Source organism: Pseudotabrizicola formosa (assembly GCF_002900965.1).
In the GTDB taxonomy this organism is placed as follows: Bacteria; Pseudomonadota; Alphaproteobacteria; order Rhodobacterales; family Rhodobacteraceae; genus Pseudotabrizicola; species Pseudotabrizicola formosa.
Window position 1 is genome coordinate 243,610 of record NZ_PJOM01000002.1, and the last position, 26,923, is coordinate 270,532.

The following is a 26,923-nucleotide window of genomic DNA, read 5'->3' on the forward strand; positions in this document are numbered from 1 at the left end:
CTGCCTATCCCGGCCCGGCTAGACTGTGCCAAAGACCCCTTGCAGGAGCCGGACCAATGCGCATGACCACCGAAGAAGCCTTTGTGAAAACCCTGCAGCGCCACGGCATCGAACATGCCTTCGGCATCATCGGCTCGGCCTTCATGCCGATTTCTGATCTGTTCCCGCGCGCGGGCATCACCTTTTGGGATTGCGCGCATGAGGGCAGCGGCGGGATGATGGCCGATGGCTATACCCGGGCGTCCGGCAAGATGAGCATGATGATCGCGCAAAACGGGCCGGGGATCACCAATTTTGTGACTGCGGTGAAGACCGCCTACTGGAACCATACGCCCCTGCTGCTGGTGACACCGCAGGCCGCCAACAAGACCATCGGCATGGGCGGGTTTCAGGAAGTGGAACAGATGGCCCTGTTCAAGGACATGGTCTGCTATCAGGAAGAGGTGCGCGACCCAAGCCGCGTGGCCGAGGTGCTCAACCGCTGCATCCTGCAGGCCAAGCGGCAATCGGCCCCGGCGCAGATCAACATGCCGCGCGATTTCTGGACTCAGGTGATTGATATCGACCTGCCAGCGGTGGTGGAGTTTGAACGTCCCGCCGGGGGGGAGGCGGCGGTGGCGCAGGCCGCCGCGTTGCTGTCCGAGGCGAAGTTTCCGGTCATCCTGAACGGCGCCGGGGTGGTGCTGGGCGGGGCCATTCCGGCCAGCATGGCGCTGGCCGAACGATTGGATGCGCCGGTCTGTGTGGGCTATCAGCACAATGATGCCTTTCCCGGGTCGCACCCGCTGTTTGCCGGGCCACTGGGGTATAATGGGTCAAAGGCTGCAATGGAGTTGATTTCGCAGGCAGATGTGGTATTCTGTCTGGGTACTCGGCTGAACCCGTTTTCAACGCTCCCGGGATACGCGCTGGACTATTGGCCCAAAGCGGCCAGGATCATCCAAGTCGACATCAACCCGGATCGGATCGGGCTGACGAAACAGGTAACGGTCGGTATTGTCGGCGATTCCCGTAAGGTCGCCGAAGCGGTTTTGGTGCAATTGGCCATCACCGCAGGTGACCATGGGCGCACCGAACGCAAGGCAAAAATCGCACAGGTAAAATCGGCATGGGCGCAGGCGCTGTCGTCGATGGATCATGAAGAGGATGATCCGGGCACGTCATGGAATCAGCGCGCCCGCGATGCCAAGCCAGACTGGATGAGCCCGCGCATGGCCTGGCGCGCGATTCAGTCTGCGCTGCCGCGCGACGCGATCATCTCCAGCGACATCGGCAACAATTGCGCCATCGGCAACGCCTATCCGACCTTTGAACAGGGTCGCAAGTATCTGGCACCGGGTCTGTTCGGCCCCTGTGGCTATGGCTTGCCGTCGATTGTCGGGGCCAAGATTGCCTGCCCCGATGTGCCTGTGGTCGGCTTTGCGGGCGATGGGGCCTTTGGCATTGCGGTGACAGAGCTTACCGCGATTGGGCGCCCGGAATGGCCTGCGGTGACCATGGTGGTGTTTCGCAACTACCAATGGGGTGCCGAAAAGCGCAATTCAACCTTGTGGTATGACGACAACTTCGTGGGGACCGAGTTGGATGAGGGCGTCAGCTACGCCGGGATCGCGCGGGCCTGTGGCTTGCAGGGCGTGCAGGCGCGCACGATGGACGAATTGCGCGCGGCATTGACCCAAGCCCTGGCCGATCAGAAGGCGGGAAAAACCACGCTGATCGAGGCGATGATCAATCAGGAGCTGGGCGAGCCGTTCCGCCGCGATGCGATGAAAAAGCCGGTCGAGGTGGCCGGGATTTCAGCGGCAGACATGCGGCCGCAGGTCGTATGATCCCCTTTGGCCTGACCGGGGCCGAGGCGGCTCTGGTCGCTGCCGGGATGGTTGTCGCAGGTTATGTGCGCGGCTATTCCGGCTTTGGCTTTGCCGCGCTGGTCATGCTGTTCGCGGCTTTGGTGACCGACCCTTTTCCTTTTGTGCCCGTGGTTATTCTGGCCGATATTCTCATGACGGTGGGTCAGGCGCGGGGGATCTGGGCGCATATTGACTGGCATCGCGTGGCCGGCCTGTTTGCGGGCTGTCTGGCGGGCGTGCCTTTGGGCGTGGCGGCAGTGGACTGGGCCGGGGCAGATCTGGGCCGGGCAGGGCTTTCGGTGTTTGTGCTGGCAATGTGCGGGCTGCTGCTGGCAGGCTGGCGCATCGGCCGGCAAGGGCATGCTGCCCATGTGGGTGTGGGCGCAGTGTCGGGGCTTGCCAACGGCATGGCAGTGGGGGGCCTGCCGGTGGCGGTGTTTTTCACTGCCGAAGGTTTGGCCCCGGCGGTATTCCGGGCGACGGTCATCGCCTATTTCACCGCGCTTGATTTGTGGTCACTGCCGGTGCTGTGGCAGGCCGGGCAGATCACCCGCGACAGTTTTGTTGCCACCGCCTTCGGATTGCCCTTCATGCTGATCGGGTTATGGTTGGGGGGGCGGCGCTTTGCCAGCACCAGCCCGCAGGACTTCCGGCGCTTTGCCATTCTGCTTCTTGCCGGATTGTCAGTGGCCGGGCTTTTGAAATCGGTGATGTGATGCTGCTTGTGGTCAATTCGGGCTCGTCTTCGGTCAAACTGGCGGTGTTTGACGGGATGACGCTTTGCGCACAGACGCAGGTCGACCGGATCGGCAGTGGCGGGCCAGCGGATCACGGGACGGCGCTGACACTGGGGCTGGAGCGGCTTGCGGTGCCCGCGGCACGGCTGCAGGCGGCGGCCCATCGGGTGGTGCATGGCGGTGCCGCGCTGACCCAGACCTGTCGCATCACGCCAGAGGTGGAGGCGGAAATTGCAGCCTGTGCCAGTCTGGCCCCGTTGCACAACCCGCCGGCCCTATCTGGCCTCCGCGCGGTGGCGCGATTGTGGCCCGCGATGCCGCAATACGCGGCCTTCGACACGGCGTTTCACGCAACGAACCCTGATGTGGCAACGGCCTATGCCCTGCCATTGGCCGAGCGGGACCGCGGGTTGCGGCGCTATGGGTTCCATGGCCTGTCCTACGACGCAATTGTTCGAAAAATGCAAGAAATGACTGGTAATGCCCTGCCAAAGCGCCTGCTTTCGTTCCATTTGGGCAATGGGGCCTCTGCTTGCGCCATTGCCGAAGGGCGATCGGTCGCCTCCAGCATGGGGTTTTCGCCCTTGGATGGGCTGACCATGGGAACGCGTCCCGGCAGCCTTGATCCAGCGGTTGTGCTGGATCTGGTGGCCCGGCACGGGGCAGAGCAGACCACGCAGATGCTCAATCGCGCTTCGGGTCTGGCAGCGCTGGGCGGCAGCAATGACATGCGCGCGCTGCATGCAGCAGGCACGCCGGAAGCCGCCTTTGCGATCGACCATTTCTGCTATTGGGCGGCGCGGCATGGTGCATCGCTGTGCGCGGCGCTGGGCGGTCTGGACGCGATCACCTTTACCGGCGGGATTGGAGAGAATGACGGTATCATCCGTTCCAAAATCGTGAACCAGCTTGCGTTTCTTGGGGCAGTGCTGGACGGTGAGGCCAATGCGCAAGGGGCCACGGCCCTGCATGCGGCGACATCGCGCGTCGCGATCTGGACAGTTCCTGCCGATGAAGAACGCCAGATTGCCATGGAAGCCGGATCCGTCATGCGGCAAGAGGAGGGGCTGGGATGAACCAACCGCGTCTGAACACATCGCCGCATGTCTCTGACGAGGTTCGCAAAACCACCTGTTACATGTGCGCCTGCCGCTGTGGGATCAATGTGCATCTGACCTCTGGCCGTGTCAGCTATATCGAGGGCAACCGCGACCACCCGATCAACAAGGGCGTGCTCTGCGCCAAGGGGGCGTCCGGCATCATGCAGGTCACTGCGCCAAGCCGCTTGCGTACCCCTTTGCGCCGGGTTGGCCCGCGCGGGTCTGGCGCGTTCGAGCCGATCAGTTGGGACGAGGCGCTGCAAACGGCGGTAGACTGGATGCGCCCCCTGCGCGAGACCGCGCCGGAAAAGCTGGCCTTCTTCACCGGGCGTGACCAGTCGCAATCCTTCACCGGCTGGTGGGCGCAGGCCTTTGGCACGCCGAATTATGCGGCGCACGGCGGGTTTTGCTCGGTCAACATGGCGGCGGCGGGGATCTATACCCTTGGCGGGGCCTTCTGGGAATTCGGCGCTCCGGATTGGGAGCGCAGCAAGCTGTTCGTGCTGTTCGGCGTGGCCGAAGATCATGACAGCAACCCGATCAAGATCGGCATCGGCAAGATGAAGGAGCGTGGCGCGCGGGTGATCGGGGTGAACCCGATCCGCACCGGCTATAACGCGGTGGCCGATGACTGGATCGGCATCACGCCGGGGACCGATGGGTTGCTGATCCTGTCGCTGATCCATTGCCTGCTGGAGGCGGGCAAGGTGGATCTGGAGTATCTCTCGCGCTTTACCAACGCCGCCTACCTGATCAATGAAGCCGAGGGCCCGGAAAAGGGCCTGTTCGTGCGCAATGCCGAAGCGCAGCCCTTTGTGATCGACCGCCGCTCCGGCATGCCGGCCCCATGGGAGGCCAAGGGCGTGCAGCCTGATCTGGGAGCGGTTTGGCAGGGGCATCGCACAGTGTTTCAGCACATGGCGGAACGCTATCTGTCGCCGGATTATGCGCCCGAAGCGGTCGCGGCACGCTGTGGCGTGACGGCGCTGCGCATAAGGCAGCTGGCGGCAGAGCTTGCCTCGGTCGCCTTCGATCAGGCCATTGAAATCAAACAGCCTTGGGTCGATTTCCGGGGGGACGAACACGCCACGATGATCGGCCGCCCGGTCAGTTTTCACGCCATGCGCGGCATCTCGGCCCATTCCAACGGCTTTCAGACCGGGCGCGCGCTGCATCTGCTGCAAATCCTGCTCGGTGCAGTGGAAACCCCCGGCAGCTGGCGAATGAAGCCGCCCTATCCAAAACCGATGGAGGCGCATCCGACCCCGCATTTCGTTGCCGTGCCGGGCAAGCCATTGAGCGGCCCGCATCTGGGCTATGTCCGCGGGCCAGAGCAACTGGCGCTGTTGCCTGACGGCTCTCCTGCGCGGATCGACAAGGCGTTTTCATGGGAAAACCCCTTCTCTGCCCATGGGTTGATGCATATGGTCATCCCCAATGCGGTGGCAGGCGATCCGTACCGCATTGATACGCTGTTCCTTTATATGGCGAACATGGCGTGGAACTCGTCCATGAACACCGCGCAGGTGATGGAGATGCTGACCGCGCAAGAGGCCGATGGCAGCTATACCATTCCGCGCATCATCTATTCCGATGCCTATGCGTCGGAAATGGTGGCCTATGCCGATCTGATCCTGCCCGATACGACCTATCTGGAACGGCACGACTGCATTTCCATGCTCGACCGCCCCGTGAGCGAGCCGGATGCGGCTGGCGATGCGATCCGCTGGCCGGTGGTGGAACCGGATCGCGATGTGCGCGGCTTCCAGTCGGTGCTATTGGATCTTGGCGCGCGGCTGGGCCTTCCCGGGATGGTGGCCGAGGATGGCAGGGCAAAATTCAAGGATTACGCCGATTACATCGTGACCCACCAGCGCCGACCCGGTGTGGGGCCGTTGATGGGCTTTCGCGGCAATGGCGATGGCGAGGGGCGGGGTGCCCCCAACCCCGACCAAATGGCGCGCTACATTGAAAACGGCGGGTTCTATCAAGCGCATGTGCCGGAAGAGGCTGCGTTTTTCAAGCCATGGAACAGAGCCTATCAGGATTGGGCGGTGCAGGTCGGGCTGTTTGACACACCGCAGCCTTACCTCTTCAACATCTGGTCCGAACCGATGCGCCGGTTTCAGCTTGCCGCCGAAGGCCATGGCGCTGTGCAGCCACCCGATCATCTGCGCGCCCGATTGAAACTGGCGATGGACCCTTTGCCGGTCTGGTACGAACCCTTTGGCGATGCGGCAGAGCCCTTTGGCTTTACCGTGCATGCCCTGACGCAACGCCCGATGGACATGTATCACAGCTGGGGCAGCCAGAATGCCTGGTTGCGGCAGATACGCGGGCATAACCCATTGTTTGTGCCGACAAAGCTGTGGCAGCAGCATGGTTTTTCCGAAGGCGACTGGGCGCGGGTGACCTCGGCCACCGGGCAGATCACGGTGCCGGTGGTGCATATGGCGGCGCTGAATGAAAACACGGTCTGGACATGGAATGCCATCGGCAAGCGCAAGGGGGCATGGGCGTTGAATGAGGGGGCGACCGAGGCGAAGCAGGGGTTCCTGCTGAACCATCTGATTTCTGAATTGTTGCCCGCCAAGGGCGATGGCATGCGCTATTCCAACTCTGACCCGGTGACGGGACAGGCGGCGTGGTTCGATTTGCGGGTGCGGATTGAACGGGCTGACCCGCCCGCAGACGGGCACAGCCGTCCCGCTTTCGGCGCAATCCGGCCAGTGGTGCCGGAAGGGGGCAAGCGATGACCTGTCTGCCTGGAAAGACCGAGCGGGCGCTGGGGCTGGTGATCGATCTGGACACCTGTGTCGGCTGTCAGGCCTGTGTGACCGCCTGCAAGGGCTGGAACGATCAGGGGTACGGTGTGCCCTTGTCGGATCAGAACCCTTATGGATCAACGCCTTCCGGCACCTTCCTCAACCGGGTGCACAGCTATCAGGTGCAGCCCGAAGCGGCCGCGCCGATGATCGTGAACTTTCCGCGATCCTGCCTGCATTGCACTGATGCGCCTTGCGTCACCGTCTGTCCCACGGGGGCCAGCTACAAGCGGGTGGAAGACGGGATCGTGCTGGTGAACGAGGAGGCCTGCATTGGCTGCGGACTTTGCGCCTGGGCCTGCCCTTACGGCGCGCGCGAGATGGATGCGGCGGCGGGGGTGATGAAGAAATGCACGCTCTGTGTGGACCGGATCTATAATGAGAACCTGCCGGAGGAGGACCGCGAACCGGCTTGCGTGCGCACCTGCCCGACCGGGGCGCGTCATTTCGGTGATCTGGCGGACCCGGGCAGCGCGGTGAGCCAGCTGGTGGCGGCGCGCGGCGGCTATGACCTGATGCCGGAACAGGGCACGAGGCCGGTCAACAAATACCTGCCCCCACGCAAGAAGGACCGGCCGGACCAAGCCAGCCTGCTGGCCCCCTTGCTGGACATTCAGGCCACCGGCCTTGCCGGATGGCTAGACCGGGTTTTGGGGAAAATCTGAATGAATCCGGCACCTTCAGTCATCATCTTCACCGTTTTGTCGGGTATGGGATTTGGCTATCTGGCCCTGCTCGCCACTGTGCATGACTATACCGGACTTGCGGCATTCTGGCACTGGTTTGTCGGCTATGCTCTGGCCAGCATCGGGCTTGCGGCGTCGGCTTTTCACCTTGGCAACCCGAGCCGGGCATGGCGGGCCTTCACCCAGTGGCGGTCCAGCTGGCTCAGCCGCGAGGCTTGGGCCGCCGGTCTGGCGCTGCTGGCGCTTGCGCCTGTCGCACTGTCGGACTGGCTGCAGCTTGGCCTGCCGCGCGTCTTTGGCTGGCCGGGCGCGGTTCTGGCGGTTGCCACCCTCGCAGCCACCGGCATGATCTATGCCCAGATCCGCGCCGTGCCGCGCTGGCATCACTGGACCGTGCCGGCGCTGTTTCTGGCCTTTGGCGCTGCGGGTGGCTGCTTGCTGGCCGGGTTGCGGCTGCCGTCGTTGCTCGCGTTGCTGGTGCTTGGTGGGATGATGGCGTTGCATTGGCGGGTGGGGGACGGCGCCTTTGCCCGCGCGGGCAGCACTTTGGGCACGGCGACCGGGCTTGGGGGCCTGGGTCAGCTGAGCGTGTTTGAACCGGCGCATACGGCAGGCAGTTACCTGTTGCACGAAATGATCTTTGTTGTTGGCCGCCGACATGTGCCAAGACTGCGCGCCCTGGCGCTGATTCTGGGCGTCGCCTTGCCCTTTCTGTGCCTTTTGCTTTTGCCGGGCAGATATGGCCCCTATGCTGCCGTGCCGCTGCATATGATGGGCGCCTTTGCACAACGCTGGTTGTTTTTTGCCCAGGCAGAGCATGTGGTCGGCCTGTATTACGGAAAACGATAAGCGCCCTTGCGCGGTGGCGACGGCTGGACCATGCTGCGCCCGCAGTGAGTTCTGACGGAGGACGCGCTCTGAACTCTATGGATGGCACAGGTTTCGCTGAAAAGGGCGCCGAAGCATTGCTTCTGGCGCTGCCTGACATTGTGGCGGATCTGGTGGAGGCTGGTGCGTCGGGCCGGGGCCTGGAGACTGCCGAAGCCGCGATCAGGCAGGCTTTGCAGCAGTTGTCGACGGCGCTGTGCTGCCCGCTGCGGCTGACCATCGAGAACCGGATTATGGGCTCCGGCCAGACCGATGGTCTTGCAGGTGTCCAGATGTCCTATGGGAACGTGGTTCTGGACGGGGTGCCTGACGCCCTGCATCCGGCCTTGGGTCGCGGTCTGGGCGCGGTCTTGCGCGCGATGTCGGCGCTCCATGGTGCGGGGCAGGCTGCGGCCGAGCAGATGGCAGAAACACAGCGGACCATGACAAAGATCGCGCGGCGCGACAGGTTGATGCGCAGCATGTTCGACCTGTCACCGGTCGGAGTGGTGTTGCTCGACTATGCGACGGGTACGATCATCGAGGCCAACGCAGCTTTCACCGGTTTTGGGAACTGGAACCGGGAGTCTCTGATCGGCAAGACCATCCGGTCTCTGTCGGTTGCAGAGCATGAGACTGTCATCGACACGGCCGTTGCTGCCCTCGAGGAAGGCAATCAGTTCGGGCCGATGGAGCAAAAATTCGTCCGGCCCGATGGGTCCAGTTTCCCGTCTATCTTGCGCGGCCTGATGTTGAGCGCCGGCAGCGGCAAGAAATGGGTCTGGTTGCTGGTTGAGGACGTCAGTGAATTGCGGGCGCAACTGGCGCAGGTGCAGGCGGTGCGGGATGAAGCGGTACGCGCCCGCGAAGAGCTGCACACTGCTGTAGAGGCGCTGCCGCATGGCTTCATGCTCTTCGATGCCGATGACCGGATTGTCATGGTCAATTCGCAGATGTCAAAGATCTATCCTGAATTGGCGCGTATCCTGACCAGCGGCGTGCGCTACGAAGATCTGCTGCGCGCTGGTGTTGCCTGTGGACGCTGGCCCGAAGCCAAGGGTCGCGAGGATGACTTCGTCAAGGAGGTCTTGGCTGCCAGAAGCCTGCCGGTCTTTGATGACACGGTCGAATTGCTCAATGGCCGGATGATGCGTGTGGTGGATCGCCGGACACCCTCTGGCGGGCGGGTTGGACTTCGCATCGACGTGACGACCGAACGGGACAACCAGCGCCGGCTGTCGCAAGTGATCGAAGGGTCGCAGGCCGGAACCTGGGAATCAGACTTCGTGACCGGCGAGAACGTGATCAACGAACGCTGGGCGGAAATGCTGGGCTGGACCTGCGCCGATCTGACGCCCACCAACGTCACGTCATGGCAGGCTTTGCTGCACCCCGATGATGTGGAGCCGACCCTGGCTCGTATCACCCGCGTCAGACAGGGCAAGACCGACCGTTTCGACCATGTCTTCCGGCTGCGGCATCGGGCGGGGCACTGGGTCTGGGTGCAATCGTGCGGGCAAGTCTCGGCACGCGATGAATACGGGGTTCCCAAGCGGATGGCGGGGGTGCATTTCGATGTGTCGGCGCTCAAGGCTGCTGAGAAACGTCTTGAACAGATCATCGAGGGCGCAGAGGTCGGCACCTGGCACCATGACATGATCCAGGGGCTGTGCCAGGTGAACGACCTCTGGGCCGAGATGCTGGGCTACACGCTGGAAGAGCTGGGTCCCGTGACCGATGCGGTCTGGAAAGGCCTGCTGCATCCGGAGGATTGGGTCCGTCTGAATCAGAACATGCTGCGGCGTTTTTCGGCCAAATCAATCCGCTTCACTGACGAGTTTCGGCTTCGCCACAAGCACGGCCACTGGGTCTGGGTGGCTTCGCGTGGTCAGGTCACCGCATGGGATGCGCAGGGAAACGCGACGGCCACGACCGGCGTGCATCTCGACATCAGCAGCCGCAAACGGCTTGAACACGATCTGGAGGCAGAGCGCGACTTTCTCTCGACGCTGATGGAGACCTCGGGCTCGGGGATCCTCGCCTTGGATGAAGCGTCGCGGATCGTGTTTTGCAACCGCGAAGTCCAGCGCATGCTGGAACAGCCGGAAGAGGCGCTGCTGAACCAGATCTGTGATCCGGTCAGGCTGAGACTGCATGATACGGTCGGCAATCTGCTGACCTTTGCACAACTGCCATGTCAGCTTGCGCTGAAGTCGGGTGATGTGGTCCGTGATTTGAGGTTGCGCGTGCAGTTTGCCGAGGGTCGCACGAAAGTGCTGTCGGTGAATGCGGCTGTCTTGCCCGAGGCCGAGATCGAGGCCAGGGTGGTCTGTACGATCACCGATGTCTCGGCGGCGGCGCAGGCGGAAGACAGTTTGCGCGCCGCGATCCATCGGGCCGAAGATGCAAGCCGGGCAAAATCGCAGTTTCTGGCCAATATGAGCCATGAGTTGCGCACGCCGCTCAATGGTGTGCTTGGCATGGCGGAACTTCTGGCCGAAGGGGTGAGCGACCCCAAGCAGGGGGCGATGCTGGATGCGATCCGCGAATCCGGGATGCATCTGCTGTCGGTGGTGAATGACATCCTGGATCTGGCAAAGATCGAAAGCGGCAAGCTGGTTCTTGACCTGGCCCCGCTGTCGTTGCGCGACCTTGGCAAGCGGATCGAAGCGATGCACGGCGTGTCGGCGCGCGGCAAGGGGATCGGGCTGAGGGTCATCCTGGGGGCCGGGACCGGCAAGATGCGGCTGGGGGATGCGACCCGGTTGTTGCAGGTGCTGCACAATGTTGTGGGCAATGCAGTCAAATTCACCGAGGCCGGTGCCGTGACGGTGACGATCGAGGAAGTCTCGGGCCAGGACAACATGCTGCGGATCGTCATTTCCGATACCGGAATCGGGATGAGTGAGGACCAGACGGCGATTGTCTTTGATGAGTTCACCCAAGGCGATGAATCCATCACGCGGCGGTTCGGGGGCACCGGGCTTGGCTTGCCCATCGTGCGGCGGCTGGTTTCGCTGATGCAGGGTGAGGTTTCGCTGGTCAGCGCCTGTGGCAAGGGAACGACGGTCACGCTGACCTTGCCGATGCAGCCTGTCGAGAACTGGCCGCAGGGCACAGGTCCGATGCAGGACTTGCCGGAGGTCGCCGGTTTGCGCGCCTTGCTGGCCGAAGACAATGCAACCAACCGCCTGATCATGCGCGCCATGCTGAACCGGCTGGGCATCACCGTGACGCTGGTCTGTGATGGCGATGAGGCGGTGGAGGCGTGGGCGCCGGATCAGTTTGATCTGGTGCTGCTGGATATTTCCATGCCGCGCAAGGACGGGTTGACCGCCCTGTCAGAACTGCGTGCCAAGGCGGGGGAGGCCGGCTTGCCGCCCATTCTGGCGGTAACGGCGCATGCGATGGCGCAGAACGTGGCAGATTACCGCGCGGCTGGCTTTGCTGACGTCGTGACCAAGCCTGTCTCGCTGCATGCCCTGGCGCATGCCATTCACCTCACGCGGCGGCATGTTGCAAACATGCCTGTTTCTGCGGCAGGTTTGCACTGACCTTTGGCTCTTTGCCTGTTCCTTCGGCGTTGTGCCGGTTACGAACGTTTGCTTGTAGCGAATCGGCGTTGGGTTTTACCGTATGGTCAAACAACAAAACCAACCAACAGGGGGTGATGACGATGATCGGGATGAAACGGGGCGTCTCGCGGCGCGGACTGATTTTGGGCGGTGGCGTGCTTGGTCTTGGCGCGGCATTCCTGCCGCGCGCGGTGCTGGCGCAGGAACCCCTGAAGGTCGCGGGCATCTACACGGTGCCGGTCGAACAGCAATGGGCCGGGCGCATCCATCAGGCGGCTGAGGCCGCCAAGGCGGCGGGTGTGGTCGATTACAGCTATACCGAGAATGTCGCCAACACCGATTATCCGCGCGTGATGCGCGAATATGCCGAAAGCGGCGTCAAGCTGATTGTGGGTGAGATTTTCGGGGTGGAGGCCGAGGCGCGCGAAGTGGCGGCCGAATACCCCGAGGTGGCGTTCCTGATGGGCTCCAGCTTCATGCCTGATGCGGCGGCCAACCCCAATCTTGCTGTGTTTGACAACTATATTCAGGACGCAAGCTATCTGTCGGGCATCATTGCCGGGGCGATGACGACCTCGGGCAATATCGGTCTGGTTGGCGGGTTCCCGATCCCGGAGGTCAACCGTCTGATGCATGCCTTCATGGCCGGTGTGCGTGAAACCCGGCCCGATGCGACCTTCCAGGTGACGTTCATCGGCTCTTGGTTCGATCCGCCGAAAGCCAAGGAAACCGCCTTTGCGATGATCGAGGCCGGGGCCGACATGCTCTATGCCGAACGTTTCGGCGTGGCCGATGCGGCGATGGAACGCGGTGTGCTGGCCATCGGCAATGTGATCGACACTCAGGCTGACTATCCCGAAACGGTGGTTGCCTCTGCCCTTTGGCATTTCGAGCCGACGTTTGACGCAGCCGTGGCTGCGGTGACCGCGGGCACCTTCACTGCCGAAAACTACGGCGTTTACAGCTATATGCAGGCGGGCGGCTGTTCGCTGGCCCCCCTTGGCACGTTCGAGGGCAAGGTGCCCGCGGCGGCGATGGAGCTGGTGGCGGCCCGGCAGGCGGCGATCATGGATGGCAGCTTCACCGTCGCCATTGATGACAGCGAGCCGACATCATCGTGAGCGAGACGGCATTGGGGGCGGAGGTTGTTCTCCGCCTCGACCAGATCACCAAACGTTTCGGCAGGCTGGTGGCGAATGACGCCATCAGCCTGACCCTGCACAGGGGTGAGGTGCTGGCACTGCTGGGCGAAAACGGCGCGGGCAAGACCACGCTGATGAACATCCTGTTCGGGCATTACATGGCCGATACCGGCTCGGTCACCGCCTTTGGCCAGCCCTTGCCGCCGGGCCAGCCGAAGGCCGCCCTCGCGGCGGGCATCGGCATGGTGCATCAGCATTTCACACTGGCCGACCAGTTGACGGTGTTGGAAAACATCACCCTGGGCACGGAAAGCCTGTGGAGCCTTGGTCGGGGCAGGGCAGCGGCCCGTGAGAAAGTGCAGAGCCTGAGCCGCGATTTCGGACTGGCGGTGGACCCGCGCGCCCGGGTGTCCGACCTGTCGGTGGGAGAGCGGCAGCGGGTGGAAATCCTCAAGGCGCTGTACCGCGACGCGCGTATCCTGATTCTCGATGAACCCACGGCGGTGCTGACCCCGCAAGAGGCCGAAGCGCTGTTCCAGACCCTGCGGTTGGCCACCGCGCGCGGGTTGTCGGTGATCTTCATCAGCCACAAGCTGCACGAGGTGATGGGCCATTCCGACAGCTGCGTGGTGCTGCGCCATGGCCGCGTGGTGGGGCAGGTGGCGACCCGCGACACCGATCGGCGCGCCTTGGCCGCGATGATGGTGGGGGCCGAGATGGCGGACTCCGCGGTGGCCCCCGGCGTGGCCGGGCCGGTGCGCCTGTCCTTGCGCGGCATACGGGCAGGGGCCTTGCGCGATGTGAGCCTTGATCTGCGCGGTGGGACAATCACCGGGCTGGCGGGGGTGTCGGGCAACGGGCAGGCGGCGCTGGCCGATCTGATCGGCGGGGCGTTGCTGCCAGAGGCGGGTGTGATGCAGGTGGATGGTGCCCCCGTGCTGCAGTGGTCGCCGCGCGCCGCCATTGGCGCAGGGGTGGGGCGCATTCCCGAAGACCGCCACAAGACCGGGACAGTGGCCGATTTCACGCTGGCCGAAAACGCGGTGCTGGAAACCTATGCCACCCGCTTTTCCCGGGCCGGGCTGGTGGACTGGGCGGCGGTACGGGCGCATACCGAGCGCCTGATCGCAGCCTATGACGTGCGCTGCCCGGGGCCGGAGGCCCGCATCCGCCTTTTGTCGGGTGGCAACATGCAAAAGTTGATCCTTGGCCGGGTGATGGAGGAGACACCCGGCATCTTGATCGCCAATCAGCCGGTGCGGGGCCTCGATGTGGGGGCGATTGCCTATGTGCATGGCCGGCTGGTGGCCGCGCGCGATGCGGGGGCGGCGGTGCTGCTGATTTCCGAGGATCTGGATGAGGTGATGGGATTGTCCGATGTGATCCATGTGATCAGTGAAGGGCGGCTGTCGCCTGCCTTTGCGCGCGGGGCGCTCACGCAAGGAGAGTTGGGGCTGTGGATGGTGGGACACGGCTTTGGGGAAGGTGCTGCCCATGCGGCTTGAGCCTGTCGCTAACCCGACCCTGCTGCGACAGCTGGGCCTGCCGGCGCTTGCCCTTTGCGCCACGGTGCTGGTCGCCATGGCTCTGGCGCTGCTGGCCGGGGCTGATCCGTTTGCGGTTCTGGGGCAGATCCTGACCGGCGCGCTTGGATCGCGGCTGGCGGTGCTGGAGACGCTGAACCGCGCGACCCCGCTGATCTTTACCGGGCTGGCGGTGGCCGTGGCGTTCCGGGCCAAGCTGTGGAACATCGGGGCCGAGGCGCAGCTCTATGCGGGTGCTATCATCGCCGTGCTGCTGGGCACCGGGGCGATGGGGGCGCCCTTTGTCCTGCCGGTCAGTGCGGTGGTGGCGCTGCTGGCGGGCGCGATGCTGCTGCTGGTGCCCGTGCTGCTGAAGGTGCGGCTGGGGGTGGATGAGGTGGTGACCACGCTTCTGCTGAATTTCATCATGGCATTGTTTGTGAGCTATCTGCTGGAAGGGCCGCTGAAAGACCCGATGGGTATGGGCTGGCCCAAATCTCCCGCGCTGATCCCCGAGGCCCGCCTGCCGCGCATTGTGGACGGGTTGCGGCTGCATTGGGGCTTTGCGTTGGCCCTGATCGCGGCAGGAATCGTCTGGCTGATCCAGACCCGCACCACGCTGGGGTTCGAGATGCGGGCGGTGGGGGCCAATATCCGCGCCGCGCGCTTTGCGGGCATGCCGGTGAACGCGGTTCTGGTCAAGACCGCGCTGCTGTCGGGCGGTCTGGCGGCGCTTGCGGGCTGGTCCGAGGTGGCGGGGGCCAAGGGGCACCTGTCCTTGGACCTGTCACCGGGCTTTGGCTATACGGGGATCATCGTCGCCATGCTGGCACTGTTGCATCCCCTGGGGGTGGTGGTCACCGCGCTGTTCGTGGCGGGCGTGTTTGTCGGGGCTGATGCCATGAGCCGGGCCGCCGGGGTGCCGACCTATATCGCCGATATGCTGCTGGCGGTGGCGCTGCTCTTCATGGTGCTTGCCATTGCGCTGACACGTGTGCGGGTGGTGCGGGGATGACGGCAGGACAGTTCACGCGTGCCCGCCCCCGCGGGGGCTTCGCGCCGCCCCAGCGAACTATTTATCCAAGGTGCACGCCATTAAGGGCATGCGATGGGGGGGGCTGTGATTGAGATCCTGATCTCGGCCAGTTTCTGGGCGGCGGTGTTGCGCATTGCGTCACCGCTGATCTTTGCCACCATGGGGGAATTGATCTGTGAACGGGCCGGGGTTCTGAACCTTGGGATCGAGGGGATCATGGTGATCGGGGCCTTTGCCGGGTGGATGGCGGTTTATCTGGGCCTGCCGCTGTGGGGGGGGGTGGCGGTGGCCTTCGGGGCCGGGGCCCTGTTCGGTCTGTTGCATGGGGTGCTGGTGGTGCCCTTTGGCCTCAGCCAGCATGTCGTCGGTCTGGGGGTGACGCTGCTGGCGACGGCAACAGCCTATTTTGCCTATCGGCTTGCGCTGCCAGAGGTGACGACGCCGCCCAAGATCACCCCGTTTCAGGCCTGGGAGGTGCCGGTGCTGTCCGACATTCCTCTGCTCGGCCCCGCATTGTTTGCCCAGACGCCGCTGACCTATGCGGCTTTTGCCTGTGCCGGGGTAGTGGCCTTTGTGCTGTACCGCACGCCGCTTGGTCTGGCGCTGCGGGCGGCGGGTGAAAACCCGGCGGCGCTTGAGGCGCAGGGTGTCTCGGTCTCGGGCATTCGGATCGGCGCGGTGATGGTGGGATCGGGCCTGATGGCGGTGGGGGGCAGTTTCCTGACCCTTTCGGCGTTTTCGTCGTTTTTCTTCGAGATGGTCAACGGGCGCGGCTGGATCTGCATTGCGCTGGTGGTCTTCGGGGCGTGGCGACCGGGCAAGGCGGTGCTGGGCGCGCTGCTGTTTGCCGGGTTCGATGCCTTGCAGATCCGGTTGCAGCAGACGCCCCTGGGCGCGGTGGTGCCGTATCAGCTGTTCCTGATGCTGCCCTATGTCTTGTCCATTCTGGCGCTGATCGCGATGTCACGCCGCGCGCAGGTGCCGGCGGCGCTGATGGTGCCATATACCAAAGGGGAGCGGTGATGTTCGATCTGATCGTGAAGGGCGGCACTTTGCCGGATGGGCGGGTGGCCGATATCGGTATCCGGGGCGACCGCATCATCGAGGTCGGGCGGATCGAGGCCGAGGCGGCGAAGGTCATCGACGCCGCTGGTGATCTGGTCAGCCCGCCCTTTGTTGACCCGCATTTCCATATGGATGCGGTTCTGTCCTATGGTCTGCCGCGGGTGAATGCCTCGGGCACGTTGCTGGAAGGTATCAGCCTGTGGGGCGAATTGCGCGCGCAGGCATCGGTGGACGATATGGTGGCGCGCGCCTTGCGCTATTGCGATTGGGCGGTCAGCATGGGTTTGCTGGCGATCCGCACCCATGTGGACACCACGCCCGACCATCTGCGCGGGGTCACGGCGATGCTGGAGGTGCAGCGCAGGGTCGCGCCCTATCTGGACCTGCAGCTTGTGGCCTTCCCGCAGGATGGGCTCTATCGCAGCGCGACGGGCCGGCATAACGTCTTGCGCGCGCTGGATATGGGTGTGGGCGTGGTGGGCGGCATCCCGCATTTCGAGCGCACGATGGAGGAAGGGGCCGAGTCCCTGCGCGATCTGGCCCGTATCGCCGCCGAGCGCGGGCTGATGTGGGATGTGCATTGCGATGAAACCGATGATCCGCATAGCCGCCATGTCGAGACGATGGCCCGCGAAGTGACGCGCCATGGCCTTGGCGCACGGGCGGCGGGGTCGCATCTGACATCGATGCATTCGATGGACAATTACTACGTGTCCAAACTGATTCCGCTGATTGCCGAAAGCGGCATGACGGCGATCCCCAACCCTTTGATCAACATCACGCTGCAAGGGCGGCACGACAGCTATCCCAAGCGGCGCGGGCTGACCCGGGTGCGCGAGTTGCAGGCGGCGGGGGTCACGGTTGGCTGGGGGCAGGATTGTGTGCTGGACCCGTGGTACAGCCTTGGCACGGCAGACATGCTGGATGTGGCCTTCATGGGGCTGCATGTGGCGCAGATGACCCATCCCGAAGAGATGGCCCGCTGTTTCCGTATGGTCACACAGGACAATGCACAGATCATGGGATTGCAGGATTACGGGCTGGCACCGGGCTGTCTGGCTTCGCTGGTGGTGCTGGATGCCGGCACCCCGGTCGAGGCGCTGCGCCTGCGGCCTGACCGGCTTGCTGTGGTGTCCAAGGGCCATGTCGTCGCGCAAAAGCGGCGCAATGACACGCAGCTGGCGTTGCCCGGCCGGCCGGAACAGGTGCGGCGGCGCCATGATGCTGCGGGCCTCTGACTGGGGGACAGATGAGAGCGCGTAAAATGCCGTGTGAATTGCGGGACCGGTAAACGGATCCTTCAGCCTTTCGGCGCTACCTCTGGATTTGCAGAGGGATGCAGCCGCCCCTCTTTCGCGGGTCAGAGGGTCAGGGAAAGATGCGCACGATTGAACTTGTCGCAAGGGTCACGCCGGATTCGGCCCAGGCCCTGTGGTACGACCTGGAAAGCAGGTATGACCCGGCCGGGCCCAAGCCTGACATCATTCTTGATGCCTCGGCCGTCCGGCATCTCAGCTCTGCAGCCTTGCAGGTGCTTCTCGTCGCCAAACAGCGCGTTCAGCGTGATGGCGGCACCCTGACACTCACATCTGTTTCGCCTGAATGCCGCGATTGTCTGCGTGTCATGGGCGCTCTTTCCCTGATCAAGGAGGATAAGGCATGAGCCTGCGCATTCTTGCGATTGATGACTCCCTCACCATGCGCGAGATGCTCCGGCAAACCCTGACAGAGGCCGGTTTTGACGTGGTGCTGGCGGAAGACGGCATTGACGGGCTGACGCAATTGCCGGATGTCGCGCCGGATCTGATCCTGACCGATCTGAACATGCCCAATATGGACGGGTTTGGCCTGATCGAAGCCGTCCGTGCGGGTGACGTTGCGCCGCGCGTGCCGATCTTGGTGCTGACAACCGAAAGTGCGGCAACGCTGAAAGAGCGTGCGCGGCAAGCCGGGGCAACGGGCTGGATCACCAAACCGTTTGATGAACATTCTCTGGTGTCAACCATCCGCCGCGTCGCGGCTGTGTGAGGGCGGCATGGCGGGTGCGATTGATCTGAAGGATATCTTCTTTGTCGAGGCGGAAGAATTGCTGTCCGCCCTGGAAGAAGGGTTGCGCGCCATCCAGACCGGGGCGCAAGAGGCGGACACTGTAAATGCCGTGTTCCGGGCGGTGCATTCCATCAAGGGCGGCGCCGGTGCCTTTGATCTGAAGCCGCTGGTCAACTTTGCGCATCGGTTCGAAACGGTGCTCGATGCGCTGCGGGGCGGCCAGCTGCAACCGGAACCTGCGCTTCTGGGGGCCTTGCTGCATGCCAGCGATCATCTGGCCGATATGATCGGCGCATCGCGCAACGGGTCAGAAACCGACCCCGAGCTGGATGAGCGCGTGATTCTTGCGCTGGAAGCGCAGGCAGGCATGGGCGGCCACAAAGAAGAAGAAGCCTTCGTCTTCGAACCTCTCGCCCTCGATGGTCCGTTCGGCATGGACCTGTCAGCCCTGCCGCTGGCCAGCCTGCAGCGCAAGGTTGTGCTGACGTTCCGCCCGCACTCCGGTGCCTTTGCCTCTGGGCATGATCCGGCCTTCTTGTTGCGCGACCTGTGCGGGACCGATGAGGTTGAAATCGAGCTTGACCAAACTGCCCTGCCGGCACCGGGCGGGTTTGACCCGGGACAATCTTATCTGGGCTGGACCATCACCCTGCAGACCGAACGGTCGGACAGAGAGCTTCTTGCCGTCTTCGATTTCATCGAGGGCAATTGCGACCTCCATCTTGAAGCAGAGATGGAAACGCCGCCAGACCCTGACGGCACCCTGCCAGAGCCAAACCGCGCGCCGTCACCTGTTGTAACCGCCTCTGCGCCGGTGACGCCTCCGCCCAAACCGGTGGCCGCGCCCAAAGCACCGGACGCCCCCGCCGCAACCTCACCGCAGCCCGCGGCGTCTGCGTCAGCGGCATCGACCGGTCCGCGGCCCACCATCCGTGTCGACATTGACCGGGTTGACCGACTGGTCGATATCTTGGGCGAGCTGGTGATCCATCAAGCCATGCTGACAGAAGCCATTGAGCAATCTCCGGGCTTTGGCTCTGTCGAGGTGGACCGCAGTCTTGATCAATTGCGCCAACTGTCGCGCCAGATCCAAGAATCGGTCATGGCGATCCGGGCGCAGCCGGTAAAGCCCCTGTTTGACAGGATGCACCGCATTGTGCGCGAAGCGTCGATGGCTGCCGGGAAGTCTGCCCGTCTGGTGACCGAAGGCGAAAACACCGAGGTGGACAAGACGATCATCGAGCGTCTGGCCGATCCGCTGACCCATATGATCCGAAATTCCGTGGATCACGGGCTCGAAAAACCCGCGCGCCGCGATGAAATCGGCAAGCCGACCGAAGGTGTTGTAAAGCTGTCGGCCGCACACCGCTCCGGACGGATTGTCATAACGGTTCAGGACGATGGGGGCGGCATCGACCGTGACAAGGTGCGCCAGATCGCCATCGAAAAGGGCCTTGTGCCGCCCAATGCAGAGCTTTCGCCGCAGGAAATTGATGCGCTGCTGTTCCTGCCCGGGTTTTCGACGGCGACAGAAGTCTCTGCCCTGTCCGGTCGCGGCGTGGGCATGGACGTCGTCCGCTCTGAAATCGCCGGTCTTGGGGGGCGGGTGGGCATTGCCTCGGTGCGCGGTCAAGGAACGACGCTGACGATCAGCCTGCCGCTGACGCTTGCCGTGCTGGATGGCATGGTGTTTGAAGCGGCGGGGCAGACCTTGGTGTTGCCCGTCTCGACCATCATCGAAACACTGCGCCCCGACATCATGATGCGGCACACTCTGGGCAGAACCGACTCTGTGCTTGATGTGCGTGGCCGATGCCTGCCGTTGATCGACGTCGGGGCCGCGCTCGGGTTCCGACGGACGCTCAAACCGGGCGAAGGCGAAATCGTCGTCGTGGTCGAGCGGGGTGATGATGGGGCCATTGCCCTGATGGTCGACGGCATTCGCGATCAGCGGCAAGTGGTCATCAAAGGGCTGGAGGCAAACTATGGCCAGATCCCCGGAATCGCGGCCGCCACTGTGCTGGGCGATGGCTCTGTCGCCCTGATTGTTGATCCCTCGGATCTTGAAGCCATCGGCCCGAATCCACCTCGCCCTAATGTTTTCCTAGCAGCGGAATAAGCTCATGCGCTCCTCCGGTTTCGCCACCGATCCCGATATCAGAGAATTGGTCGCCTTTAGGACTGCGGGGCAGGATTTCTGCATCGACATTCTTTCGGTTCGTGAAATCCGGGGCTGGAGCCGCCCGGCGCTGCTGCCTCATGCGCCCAGCTATGTGCAGGGCGTGATCAACCTGCGCGGGGCCGTGGTGCCGATCCTGGATCTTGCGGGGCGGCTGGGATTGGAGCCTATCGAGGACAAGGATCGCAATGTCATTATTGTGGCCGCAATTCAGAACCGGACGGTCGGTCTTCTGGTGGAAGCGGTGACAGATATTCTGGGGGTTCCCGCCTCTGGCATTCAGCCGACGCCCGATCTTGCCTCTGAGGCCACGCGCAGCATGCTGCGCGGTGTTGTCGTGCAAGACAGCCGGTTGATCCGGTTGCTGGATGTTGCACAATTGTTGCCCCCGGCCGATGACGCGGCGGCCTGACCCGATGGGGACGCCCCTGCAAGCGGATGCAGACATTCCACTGGATGATCGGGATTTTTCCCGTATTGCCCAGATTGTGCATTCGCTTGCCGGCATTGTTTTGGCCGATGCCAAGCGCCCGTTGGTTCACTCACGGCTGATCAAACGTCTGCGCGCCCTGAACCTGTCGGATTTTTCAACCTATGCAGATTTCATCTCTGCCGACGGAAATGAAGCAGAGCGGCAGGCGTTGATTTCGGCGGTCACGACCAATGTAACCTCTTTCTTTCGCGAACAGCATCACTTTGAAGCTTTGGCCACCACCATCTTGCCGAAGCTGATCGCACAGGCACAGGCCGGCGGGCGCATACGCCTGTGGTCCGCTGGGTGTTCCAGCGGCGAAGAACCTTACAGCATCGCCGCCACGATCCTTGCCGCCTGCCCGGATGTGCATCGCCATGATGTGCGTATTCTGGCAACCGATATTGACCGCACGATGATTGAAAAGACCAGGCGCGCCATTTATGCTCGCGACTCGGTGCATGGCCTGTCGGCAGAGCAGTCCCGCCGTCTCTTTGATCACCCCGCAACCGGGGATGACCTGCGCATCGCGGAAAAGCTGCGCCAGCTGGTGTTCTGCAATCCGTTAAATTTGCAAGATAAATGGCCGATCAAAGGCCCATTCCAGGTGATCTTTTGCCGCAATGTCGTGATCTATTTCAATCAGGCCACACAAGAACGGCTATGGCAGCGATTTGCCGACTTACTGGCTCCGGGCGGGTATCTGATGATCGGCCATTCCGAGCGCATCACCGGTCCTGCCCTGTCAGAATTCGAAACTGACGGCATGACAACCTATCGTCGCCGCTGAACAGCGGCAGAGCATTGACCTGAGAAGGGGGCATAAATGAAGCGGGAAGATCTGAAGGTGATGGTGGTCGATGACACGGCAGTCAGTCGCGGACTGATTACACAGGCGCTGGACTGGATGCAGATCGAGGGGTATCGCACCTGCGCCGACGGGGATGAAGCCTTGCGGTCATTGGTGCAAAAGCCGGTTCATCTGGTCATTTCCGATTACCACATGCCCGGCCTTGACGGTCTTGGGCTCTTGGAAGGCATCCGGCGCACCCGGGGGATTGAGCGGCTTGGCTTCATCCTTGTGACAGGTCGTGCCGATGCGACCGTCGTTGCCAAGGGGCGTGCACTGGGCATGAACAACATGATCACAAAACCATTTACCCGAGAGGGTATGCGTGACTGTATTGAAAAGGTGGTAGGTCCTATTTGATGTCTGATCCAACCGGCATTGAGCCAGAGATCAATCCGGTCTTTGCAAGCGAGAGTCCTGCCCTGAGCGGACGGCTCGCGGTGCTGCGCAGTGGAAAGCACCTGCTGCGCATTACCGAAACCCTGCGGGCGGTCGAGGCTGTAATGCTCTGTGCCGATGGCATTGATGGCGCTGCAGTGGCGGAACTGAAAGGCACCAACAGGTCCCGGATGCAGTCGCTGGATCTGATGATTCAAGAACTGACAGGCTTGTCGGATATTTTGATCGGGATCGCATCGCGCCTGCCCGATGAACCTGACCAACACATTGATGTTCTGGTCGATCTGCCACGCTTGCAGACATTGACCCATGCTTTGCGTCATGGCCAACAGCTGGCGACCACGCCACAGGTTGTTCTATTCTGATCCTGTCAGACTGCGCGCCGGCATCGGTCAGGGCGGTGCCGGTTCTCAAAACAGCACGATCTCTGTGCGCGAAACAGGCACCACCGCAACCTCTTTGATCGCCGTGGTTGGCATTTTCATCTGCTGGACCTGGCCAGAGACCGGCCAGACCCGGATCTTGCGCCCATGGTCCCCGCCAAGGCTGCCGCCAAGATAGCGAATGTTCTCCCGCCGCAAGAAATCTTCGGCAAAGCGTCCGTTCGCGGCACCGATATCGGTCAGGCCTGGCACCATCCGTCCGCCGCCGAACAGCTTTCCTTCAAGCCGGTCACGTCGCGCGCCGCTCCTGATCAGGCTGTTGATCAGCAATTCCATGGCGTTGAGCCCGTATTTCATGGCGTTGCGGTCATTCGGGTCATTTCCGGGCAAAAGAAAATGGTTCAACCCCCCCACACCTGCGACCGGATCGCGCAGGAATGCGGCGACACAAGATCCCAGAATGGTGGACAACACATCCTGGGGATCCGACGAGATGATGTATTCGCCCTGTATGACAATTCTGAGCCGTTCGCCGCTGTGCATCAGCTGATCCGCCTTTCTGAAATATGGGGTCCGGCCTGAGCTGCCAGCCGCAGAAGGGCAGCAGCGATGGCGGACAGCGGCAGGATCTGATGGGCGGCCCCAAGATCGCGCGCGGCTCCGGGCATGCCATAGACCACCGAGCTTGCCCGATCCTGGGCAATGGTATGCCCCCCGGCGCGGCGGATCTGCAACAGGCCTTCCGCCCCATCACGTCCCATTCCGGTCAACAGGGCTGCGACGGGGGCAGGGCGCAGCTGGGCGGCAGACAGAAACAATGGGTCCACCGCCGGCCGGTGCCCATGCACCGGTGGGGCCTCGGTCAGGCGGATCGACACGACAGGGGTTGCGGCAAGGCAAAGATGCATGTTGCCGGCAGGTGCGATATAGATCTGCCCCGATCTCATCACCTGGCGGTCCTGCGCCTGTACAACTTCGGCAGCACAGACACGGTTCAGCCCAGCAACAAAACCTTCGACAAATCCCGGGCGCATATGCTGCACCACAAAGGTGGGCGGGCAATCCTCGGGGAATTCCGACAGCAAGGTGTAAAGCGCTTCGACCCCCCCGGTCGACGCCCCAATGACGATGACACGACCGCCGCTGTAACGGCCATTGCCCGCCGGACCACTTGGGTTGCGCGGATCAGGCGGCACGCTTTGCCTCCTGGCGCGATTGGGTGCCCTTCAGGTTGAAACTGGACAAAAGGTCGGAAAGCTCATCGGCCTGTTGCTTCAAAAGAAGGCTCGCTGCGGTGGACTCTTCCACCATGACCGCATTTTGCTGGGTTACCTTGTCAAGAACCGCAATTGCCGCATTGATTTCGGCCAGGCTGTTGGACTGATCCTGCGCAGCCTGCGAGACGTCTTGAACGATCACGCTGATGTCTGCGACGTCAGAGACAATCGCCTCGACCGCGCGGCCGCTGTGGCTAACCAGTTCGGCCCCCGTCCCCACCTGGGATTGCGAGGTCGAGATCAGGGTCTTGATCTCTTTGGCGGCCTCGGATGCGCGTTGCGCCAAGGCCCGCACCTCCGCCGCGACCACGGCAAAGCCGCGTCCGGCCTCTCCCGCACGCGCGGCCTCTACCCCGGCATTCAAGGCCAAGAGATTGGTTTGAAAGGCGATGTCGTCGATGACGGAAATGATCTTCGAGATCTGATGCGACGATTCTTCGATGGCGGCCATGGCCCCGATCGCCTGCCGCACCACTCCGCCGTTGTTATGCGCCTCGTCATGGGCCGATCTTACCTTGTTGCCGGCTTTCAGGGTGCCTTCGGTGGCAGAGCGCACATTCGTGGTCAGCGTGTCCAGCGCCGCGGCGGTCTGCTCCAGCGTTGCCGCCTGGCTTTCCGTGCGGCGCGACAGGTCGGCTGCGGCACTGGCAATGGTGTCGGCCCCGCCGAGTATGGAGGCGGCAACCTCGGCCACGCGCGACAAGGTATCCGACAGGCTTTGCATGGCCTGATTGCAGTTTATCCGCAAGCTTTCGTACTCCGGCGGAAAATCCCTGTCGATCCGGGCTGTCAGATCACCCTGCGCCAAGGCCCCCAAGGTATTGCGCAGCGCTTCGACCACATCTTGCTGTTCGGCGACTTGGGCCTGTGTCGCCCGTTCAGTGGCGGTGCGGAACTGGACTTCTGAGGTCTGATCCGTGCAGATGGCCACGATCCGCTGAGCCTCGCCGCGCCGGTTGTGGATGACGTTCAGATTGCAGATCACAAAGCGGTCACTGCCATCGCGGGCGAGCCGGTGGTGGAATTCTGAAAGGTGGCCCTGCGCCAGGACCCGGGCCAACACATCCTCGGCCTCGGGCTTTCCGCCTTTGAACAGCAGGCCCAGATGCTGTCCCACAATTCCGCTTCGGTCATATTGATAGGTGGCAAGCGCCATGTCATTGACGTTCAGAATGCGGCCATCAACGCCGATTTCAATCACCACCTGGACAGCGTTGACAGCGGCAATGATCGCATCCGCGCGGCGCCGTTCGCGCACGTTTTCCCAGGTGACCACATATCCCGCCCGCGTGCCGTCCTCATTCTCGACCGCGGCGACCGACAGGGCAAAGACCTGGTCGCCAATCTGGATGTCTGAGTCCATCTTTGCATTCGCCGATTGTGTCAGCCTGGCCATGTTGGCGGCATGATTGCCATGGAACACCGAGATATTGCGCCCGATCAGCCGGTTCGGGTCAATGCCGGGAAAGCGGGCCTGGAAATCGGCAAGATTGTCGCAGAACAGCGAGCGCAGGGCCTCATTCATGTAGAGCAAGGTGCCTTGCGCATCCGAAATCATCATTGCCGTCGTGGTTGTGGCAAAGGCTTTGCCCTTGAACAGCATTTCCACGCGGTTGGCGTCGGCGGCGACCTGCTGCTGGCGGAACACTTCCATCCCGCGGGCAAGTTCGCCAACCTCATCCCGGCGGTCAAGATGGCCGATCGCCGTGGGGTCGCGGGCGATCATCGCAAGGGTGGCCTGCGTCAATTGCGACAATGGTTTTGCGATCCAGCGGCCAATCGCCAGACCGACGCCAAGCGCGGCCAGCGACAGCACGCCAAAGGCGGCCAGGGTGCGCCACATTGCCAGCCGCATCGGCACCGCGATTTCGGCTGCGTCCAGTTCGGTGACGACCGCCCAGCCGGCATCGAATGCGGTGACAGGTCTGAAACCGGCAAGGACATCCTCCGCGACACTGTTGATGGTGTCGGGCATGACCCCGGCCTCTCCACGCAAGGCTGCCATGACCTGAGGTGTCTGGCTGGGAGTATTGCCATGCAGAAGGGTATCTCCCAGTTTGGTCCAGTAGTACCCGGTTGATGACAATAGGGTGAAATCGAAGGTCGGGGCGTTCTGACCATCATCGCTGACCAAGTTGGCAAGCAGATCTGACGGAATCTGGATGGCCACGACGCCAACCTTGCGCCCGCCGCTGTCCAACACGGCATGGGCCAGAAAGCTCGCAGGATCTCCGTTGGAAAAGACATAGGGCGCGAAGTCTTCGAACACGGTCGCAGGTGGCGTCGCAGCCATGGCGCCCCGGAAAGCGGCGCCAAGGGGTGTCTGGGCCAACTCACCATTGATGGCATTCTGGCCAAGATCACCCTCTTTCACCACGGTGTAGAGCAAAGTCCCCTCTGCATCGAAAAGGAACACGTCATAGAATCCGTGTTCGCGGCGCAGCCTGCGATAGGTGTCATGCAGCCGGGCGTGGGTTGTGCCATAGGCACTTTTGTCTGTGGAGTAATCGAAATCCTCGCGCAGTGTGCCGGTTGCCGGGTTCGGATCAACATAGCGACGTTTCAGAAAATCCGCGGCATCCGGAGCAGACCCACGCAGCATGACGCTCAGTTGCAGGATATGGTCATGGGTCTGGCTGGCGTTGGCCAGGGATGTAAGGGTCTGGCCGGTTTCACGAAACCAGGCATCAACCCGTTGCACGGCGCGGCCTGCAGCCGATTCCACCCTGATGACCGCCTGCGAGGTCAGGGCCTTTCGCATGTCTGACAGGACAAAGGTGGAATAGACGCCCAAAAGCACAATGATCGACAGCACAAAGGCCGCGGGAAGAAGGATTGTGAGGCTTGTACGTTTCATTCTGTGACTCCGGCCAGACAAGAGGCCGCGCCACTGGTGCAGGCCGACTGT

22 protein-coding genes are annotated in these 26,923 nt (G+C 62.8%); 19 read left to right on the forward strand and 3 right to left on the reverse strand.

Annotated features, from left to right (window positions below; translation table 11 throughout):
* The first annotated feature begins 56 nt into the window (after positions 1 to 56).
* From xsc to CXR43_RS05325, 19 genes are all read left to right on the forward strand, one after another.
* A complete protein-coding gene (xsc, locus tag CXR43_RS05235; RefSeq protein ID WP_103333018.1) occupies positions 57 to 1,829 on the forward strand; it encodes a sulfoacetaldehyde acetyltransferase in 1,773 nt (590 codons plus the stop codon).
* Positions 1,826 to 2,566 carry a sulfite exporter TauE/SafE family protein gene (locus tag CXR43_RS05240; protein ID WP_103333019.1) on the forward strand — a complete coding sequence of 247 codons (741 nt, stop codon included), beginning with the start codon at positions 1,826 to 1,828 and terminating at the stop codon, positions 2,564 to 2,566. The genes xsc and CXR43_RS05240 overlap by 4 nt, the downstream gene beginning before the upstream one ends.
* A complete protein-coding gene (locus tag CXR43_RS05245) occupies positions 2,566 to 3,663 on the forward strand; it encodes an acetate/propionate family kinase (protein ID WP_103333020.1) in 1,098 nt (365 codons plus the stop codon). Before CXR43_RS05240 ends, CXR43_RS05245 begins: the two co-directional genes overlap by 1 nt.
* Complete coding sequence (locus CXR43_RS05250) at positions 3,660 to 6,443, forward strand: molybdopterin oxidoreductase family protein (RefSeq protein ID WP_103333021.1); 2,784 nt, start codon at positions 3,660 to 3,662, stop codon at positions 6,441 to 6,443. The genes CXR43_RS05245 and CXR43_RS05250 overlap by 4 nt, the downstream gene beginning before the upstream one ends.
* On the forward strand, positions 6,440 to 7,177 hold the full coding sequence (locus CXR43_RS05255) for a 4Fe-4S dicluster domain-containing protein (RefSeq protein ID WP_103333022.1): 738 nt from the start codon (positions 6,440 to 6,442) through the stop codon (positions 7,175 to 7,177). The genes CXR43_RS05250 and CXR43_RS05255 overlap by 4 nt, the downstream gene beginning before the upstream one ends.
* Positions 7,178 to 8,047 carry a dimethyl sulfoxide reductase anchor subunit family protein gene (locus CXR43_RS05260; RefSeq protein ID WP_103333023.1) on the forward strand — a complete coding sequence of 290 codons (870 nt, stop codon included), beginning with the start codon at positions 7,178 to 7,180 and terminating at the stop codon, positions 8,045 to 8,047.
* A 77-nt stretch (positions 8,048 to 8,124) separates the two neighbouring features.
* Positions 8,125 to 11,619, forward strand: coding sequence for a PAS domain S-box protein (locus CXR43_RS05265; RefSeq protein ID WP_103333024.1), 3,495 nt, complete (start codon positions 8,125 to 8,127; stop codon positions 11,617 to 11,619).
* A gap of 116 nt (positions 11,620 to 11,735) precedes the next feature.
* Positions 11,736 to 12,761 (forward strand): BMP family protein, encoded by a 1,026-nt coding sequence (locus CXR43_RS05270; protein ID WP_168219752.1) that lies wholly within the window; start codon positions 11,736 to 11,738, stop codon positions 12,759 to 12,761.
* 11 nt (positions 12,762 to 12,772) lie between these two features.
* Positions 12,773 to 14,287, forward strand: coding sequence for an ABC transporter ATP-binding protein (locus CXR43_RS05275; RefSeq protein ID WP_103334034.1), 1,515 nt, complete (start codon positions 12,773 to 12,775; stop codon positions 14,285 to 14,287).
* The gene (locus tag CXR43_RS05280) at positions 14,277 to 15,320 is read left to right on the forward strand and encodes an ABC transporter permease (protein ID WP_103333025.1); all 1,044 of its coding nucleotides are present in this window, start codon (positions 14,277 to 14,279) and stop codon (positions 15,318 to 15,320) included. Before CXR43_RS05275 ends, CXR43_RS05280 begins: the two co-directional genes overlap by 11 nt.
* 93 nt (positions 15,321 to 15,413) lie before the next feature.
* Positions 15,414 to 16,364 carry an ABC transporter permease gene (locus CXR43_RS05285; protein ID WP_103333026.1) on the forward strand — a complete coding sequence of 317 codons (951 nt, stop codon included), beginning with the start codon at positions 15,414 to 15,416 and terminating at the stop codon, positions 16,362 to 16,364.
* On the forward strand, positions 16,364 to 17,644 hold the full coding sequence (locus CXR43_RS05290; RefSeq protein WP_103333027.1) for an amidohydrolase family protein: 1,281 nt from the start codon (positions 16,364 to 16,366) through the stop codon (positions 17,642 to 17,644). The genes CXR43_RS05285 and CXR43_RS05290 overlap by 1 nt, the downstream gene beginning before the upstream one ends.
* Before the next feature lie 140 nt (positions 17,645 to 17,784).
* A complete protein-coding gene (locus tag CXR43_RS05295; protein WP_168219753.1) occupies positions 17,785 to 18,069 on the forward strand; it encodes an STAS domain-containing protein in 285 nt (94 codons plus the stop codon).
* Positions 18,066 to 18,434: a response regulator gene (locus CXR43_RS05300; RefSeq protein WP_103333029.1), complete on the forward strand. Its 369-nt coding sequence runs from the start codon at positions 18,066 to 18,068 to the stop codon at positions 18,432 to 18,434. The genes CXR43_RS05295 and CXR43_RS05300 overlap by 4 nt, the downstream gene beginning before the upstream one ends.
* Positions 18,435 to 18,441: 7 nt before the next feature.
* Complete coding sequence (locus tag CXR43_RS05305; protein WP_103333030.1) at positions 18,442 to 20,574, forward strand: chemotaxis protein CheA; 2,133 nt, start codon at positions 18,442 to 18,444, stop codon at positions 20,572 to 20,574.
* 4 nt (positions 20,575 to 20,578) lie between these two features.
* Positions 20,579 to 21,046, forward strand: a complete 468-nt coding sequence (locus CXR43_RS05310; protein WP_103333031.1) for a chemotaxis protein CheW — start codon at positions 20,579 to 20,581, stop codon at positions 21,044 to 21,046.
* 4 nt (positions 21,047 to 21,050) lie between these two features.
* Positions 21,051 to 21,896: a CheR family methyltransferase gene (locus tag CXR43_RS05315; RefSeq protein WP_168219754.1), complete on the forward strand. Its 846-nt coding sequence runs from the start codon at positions 21,051 to 21,053 to the stop codon at positions 21,894 to 21,896.
* A gap of 36 nt (positions 21,897 to 21,932) precedes the next feature.
* Positions 21,933 to 22,316 (forward strand): response regulator, encoded by a 384-nt coding sequence (locus CXR43_RS05320; RefSeq protein ID WP_103333032.1) that lies wholly within the window; start codon positions 21,933 to 21,935, stop codon positions 22,314 to 22,316.
* A complete protein-coding gene (locus tag CXR43_RS05325; RefSeq protein ID WP_103333033.1) occupies positions 22,316 to 22,720 on the forward strand; it encodes a hypothetical protein in 405 nt (134 codons plus the stop codon). The genes CXR43_RS05320 and CXR43_RS05325 overlap by 1 nt, the downstream gene beginning before the upstream one ends.
* 45 nt (positions 22,721 to 22,765) lie before the next feature.
* On the opposite strand, the gene CXR43_RS05330 is transcribed toward CXR43_RS05325, so the two are convergent.
* Genes CXR43_RS05330 through CXR43_RS05340 form a run of 3 tightly spaced genes read right to left on the reverse strand, consistent with a single transcriptional unit; the run spans position 22,766 to position 26,872 of the window.
* Positions 22,766 to 23,281, reverse strand: a complete 516-nt coding sequence (locus CXR43_RS05330) for a chemotaxis protein CheD (RefSeq protein WP_103333034.1) — start codon at positions 23,279 to 23,281, stop codon at positions 22,766 to 22,768.
* Positions 23,281 to 23,934 (reverse strand): CheB methylesterase domain-containing protein, encoded by a 654-nt coding sequence (locus CXR43_RS05335; protein WP_103333035.1) that lies wholly within the window; start codon positions 23,932 to 23,934, stop codon positions 23,281 to 23,283. Before CXR43_RS05335 ends, CXR43_RS05330 begins: the two co-directional genes overlap by 1 nt.
* On the reverse strand, positions 23,924 to 26,872 hold the full coding sequence (locus tag CXR43_RS05340) for a methyl-accepting chemotaxis protein (RefSeq protein ID WP_103333036.1): 2,949 nt from the start codon (positions 26,870 to 26,872) through the stop codon (positions 23,924 to 23,926). The genes CXR43_RS05335 and CXR43_RS05340 overlap by 11 nt, the downstream gene beginning before the upstream one ends.
* Positions 26,873 to 26,923: the final 51 nt, after the last annotated feature.

Excerpts from the sequence above, each read along its gene's own strand:
- CXR43_RS05325 (WP_103333033.1), top strand. The coding sequence starts at position 22,316 with ATGTCTGATCCAACCGGCATTGAGCCAGAGATCAATCCGGTCTTTGCA.
- CXR43_RS05310 (WP_103333031.1), top strand. The coding sequence starts at position 20,579 with ATGCGCTCCTCCGGTTTCGCCACCGATCCCGATATCAGAGAATTGGTC.
- xsc (WP_103333018.1), top strand. The coding sequence starts at position 57 with ATGCGCATGACCACCGAAGAAGCCTTTGTGAAAACCCTGCAGCGCCAC.
- CXR43_RS05305 (WP_103333030.1), top strand. The coding sequence starts at position 18,442 with ATGGCGGGTGCGATTGATCTGAAGGATATCTTCTTTGTCGAGGCGGAA.
- CXR43_RS05255 (WP_103333022.1), top strand. The coding sequence starts at position 6,440 with ATGACCTGTCTGCCTGGAAAGACCGAGCGGGCGCTGGGGCTGGTGATC.
- CXR43_RS05260 (WP_103333023.1), top strand. The coding sequence starts at position 7,178 with ATGAATCCGGCACCTTCAGTCATCATCTTCACCGTTTTGTCGGGTATG.
- CXR43_RS05280 (WP_103333025.1), top strand. The coding sequence starts at position 14,277 with ATGCGGCTTGAGCCTGTCGCTAACCCGACCCTGCTGCGACAGCTGGGC.
- CXR43_RS05320 (WP_103333032.1), top strand. The coding sequence starts at position 21,933 with ATGAAGCGGGAAGATCTGAAGGTGATGGTGGTCGATGACACGGCAGTC.
- CXR43_RS05270 (WP_168219752.1), top strand. The coding sequence starts at position 11,736 with ATGACGATGATCGGGATGAAACGGGGCGTCTCGCGGCGCGGACTGATT.
- CXR43_RS05300 (WP_103333029.1), top strand. The coding sequence starts at position 18,066 with ATGAGCCTGCGCATTCTTGCGATTGATGACTCCCTCACCATGCGCGAG.
- CXR43_RS05340 (WP_103333036.1), bottom strand. The coding sequence starts at position 26,872 with ATGAAACGTACAAGCCTCACAATCCTTCTTCCCGCGGCCTTTGTGCTG.
- CXR43_RS05295 (WP_168219753.1), top strand. The coding sequence starts at position 17,785 with ATGCGCACGATTGAACTTGTCGCAAGGGTCACGCCGGATTCGGCCCAG.
- CXR43_RS05330 (WP_103333034.1), bottom strand. The coding sequence starts at position 23,281 with ATGCACAGCGGCGAACGGCTCAGAATTGTCATACAGGGCGAATACATC.
- CXR43_RS05265 (WP_103333024.1), top strand. The coding sequence starts at position 8,125 with ATGGATGGCACAGGTTTCGCTGAAAAGGGCGCCGAAGCATTGCTTCTG.
- CXR43_RS05250 (WP_103333021.1), top strand. The coding sequence starts at position 3,660 with ATGAACCAACCGCGTCTGAACACATCGCCGCATGTCTCTGACGAGGTT.
- CXR43_RS05240 (WP_103333019.1), top strand. The coding sequence starts at position 1,826 with ATGATCCCCTTTGGCCTGACCGGGGCCGAGGCGGCTCTGGTCGCTGCC.
- CXR43_RS05245 (WP_103333020.1), top strand. The coding sequence starts at position 2,566 with ATGCTGCTTGTGGTCAATTCGGGCTCGTCTTCGGTCAAACTGGCGGTG.
- CXR43_RS05315 (WP_168219754.1), top strand. The coding sequence starts at position 21,051 with ATGGGGACGCCCCTGCAAGCGGATGCAGACATTCCACTGGATGATCGG.
- CXR43_RS05290 (WP_103333027.1), top strand. The coding sequence starts at position 16,364 with ATGTTCGATCTGATCGTGAAGGGCGGCACTTTGCCGGATGGGCGGGTG.
- CXR43_RS05285 (WP_103333026.1), top strand. The coding sequence starts at position 15,414 with ATGGGGGGGGCTGTGATTGAGATCCTGATCTCGGCCAGTTTCTGGGCG.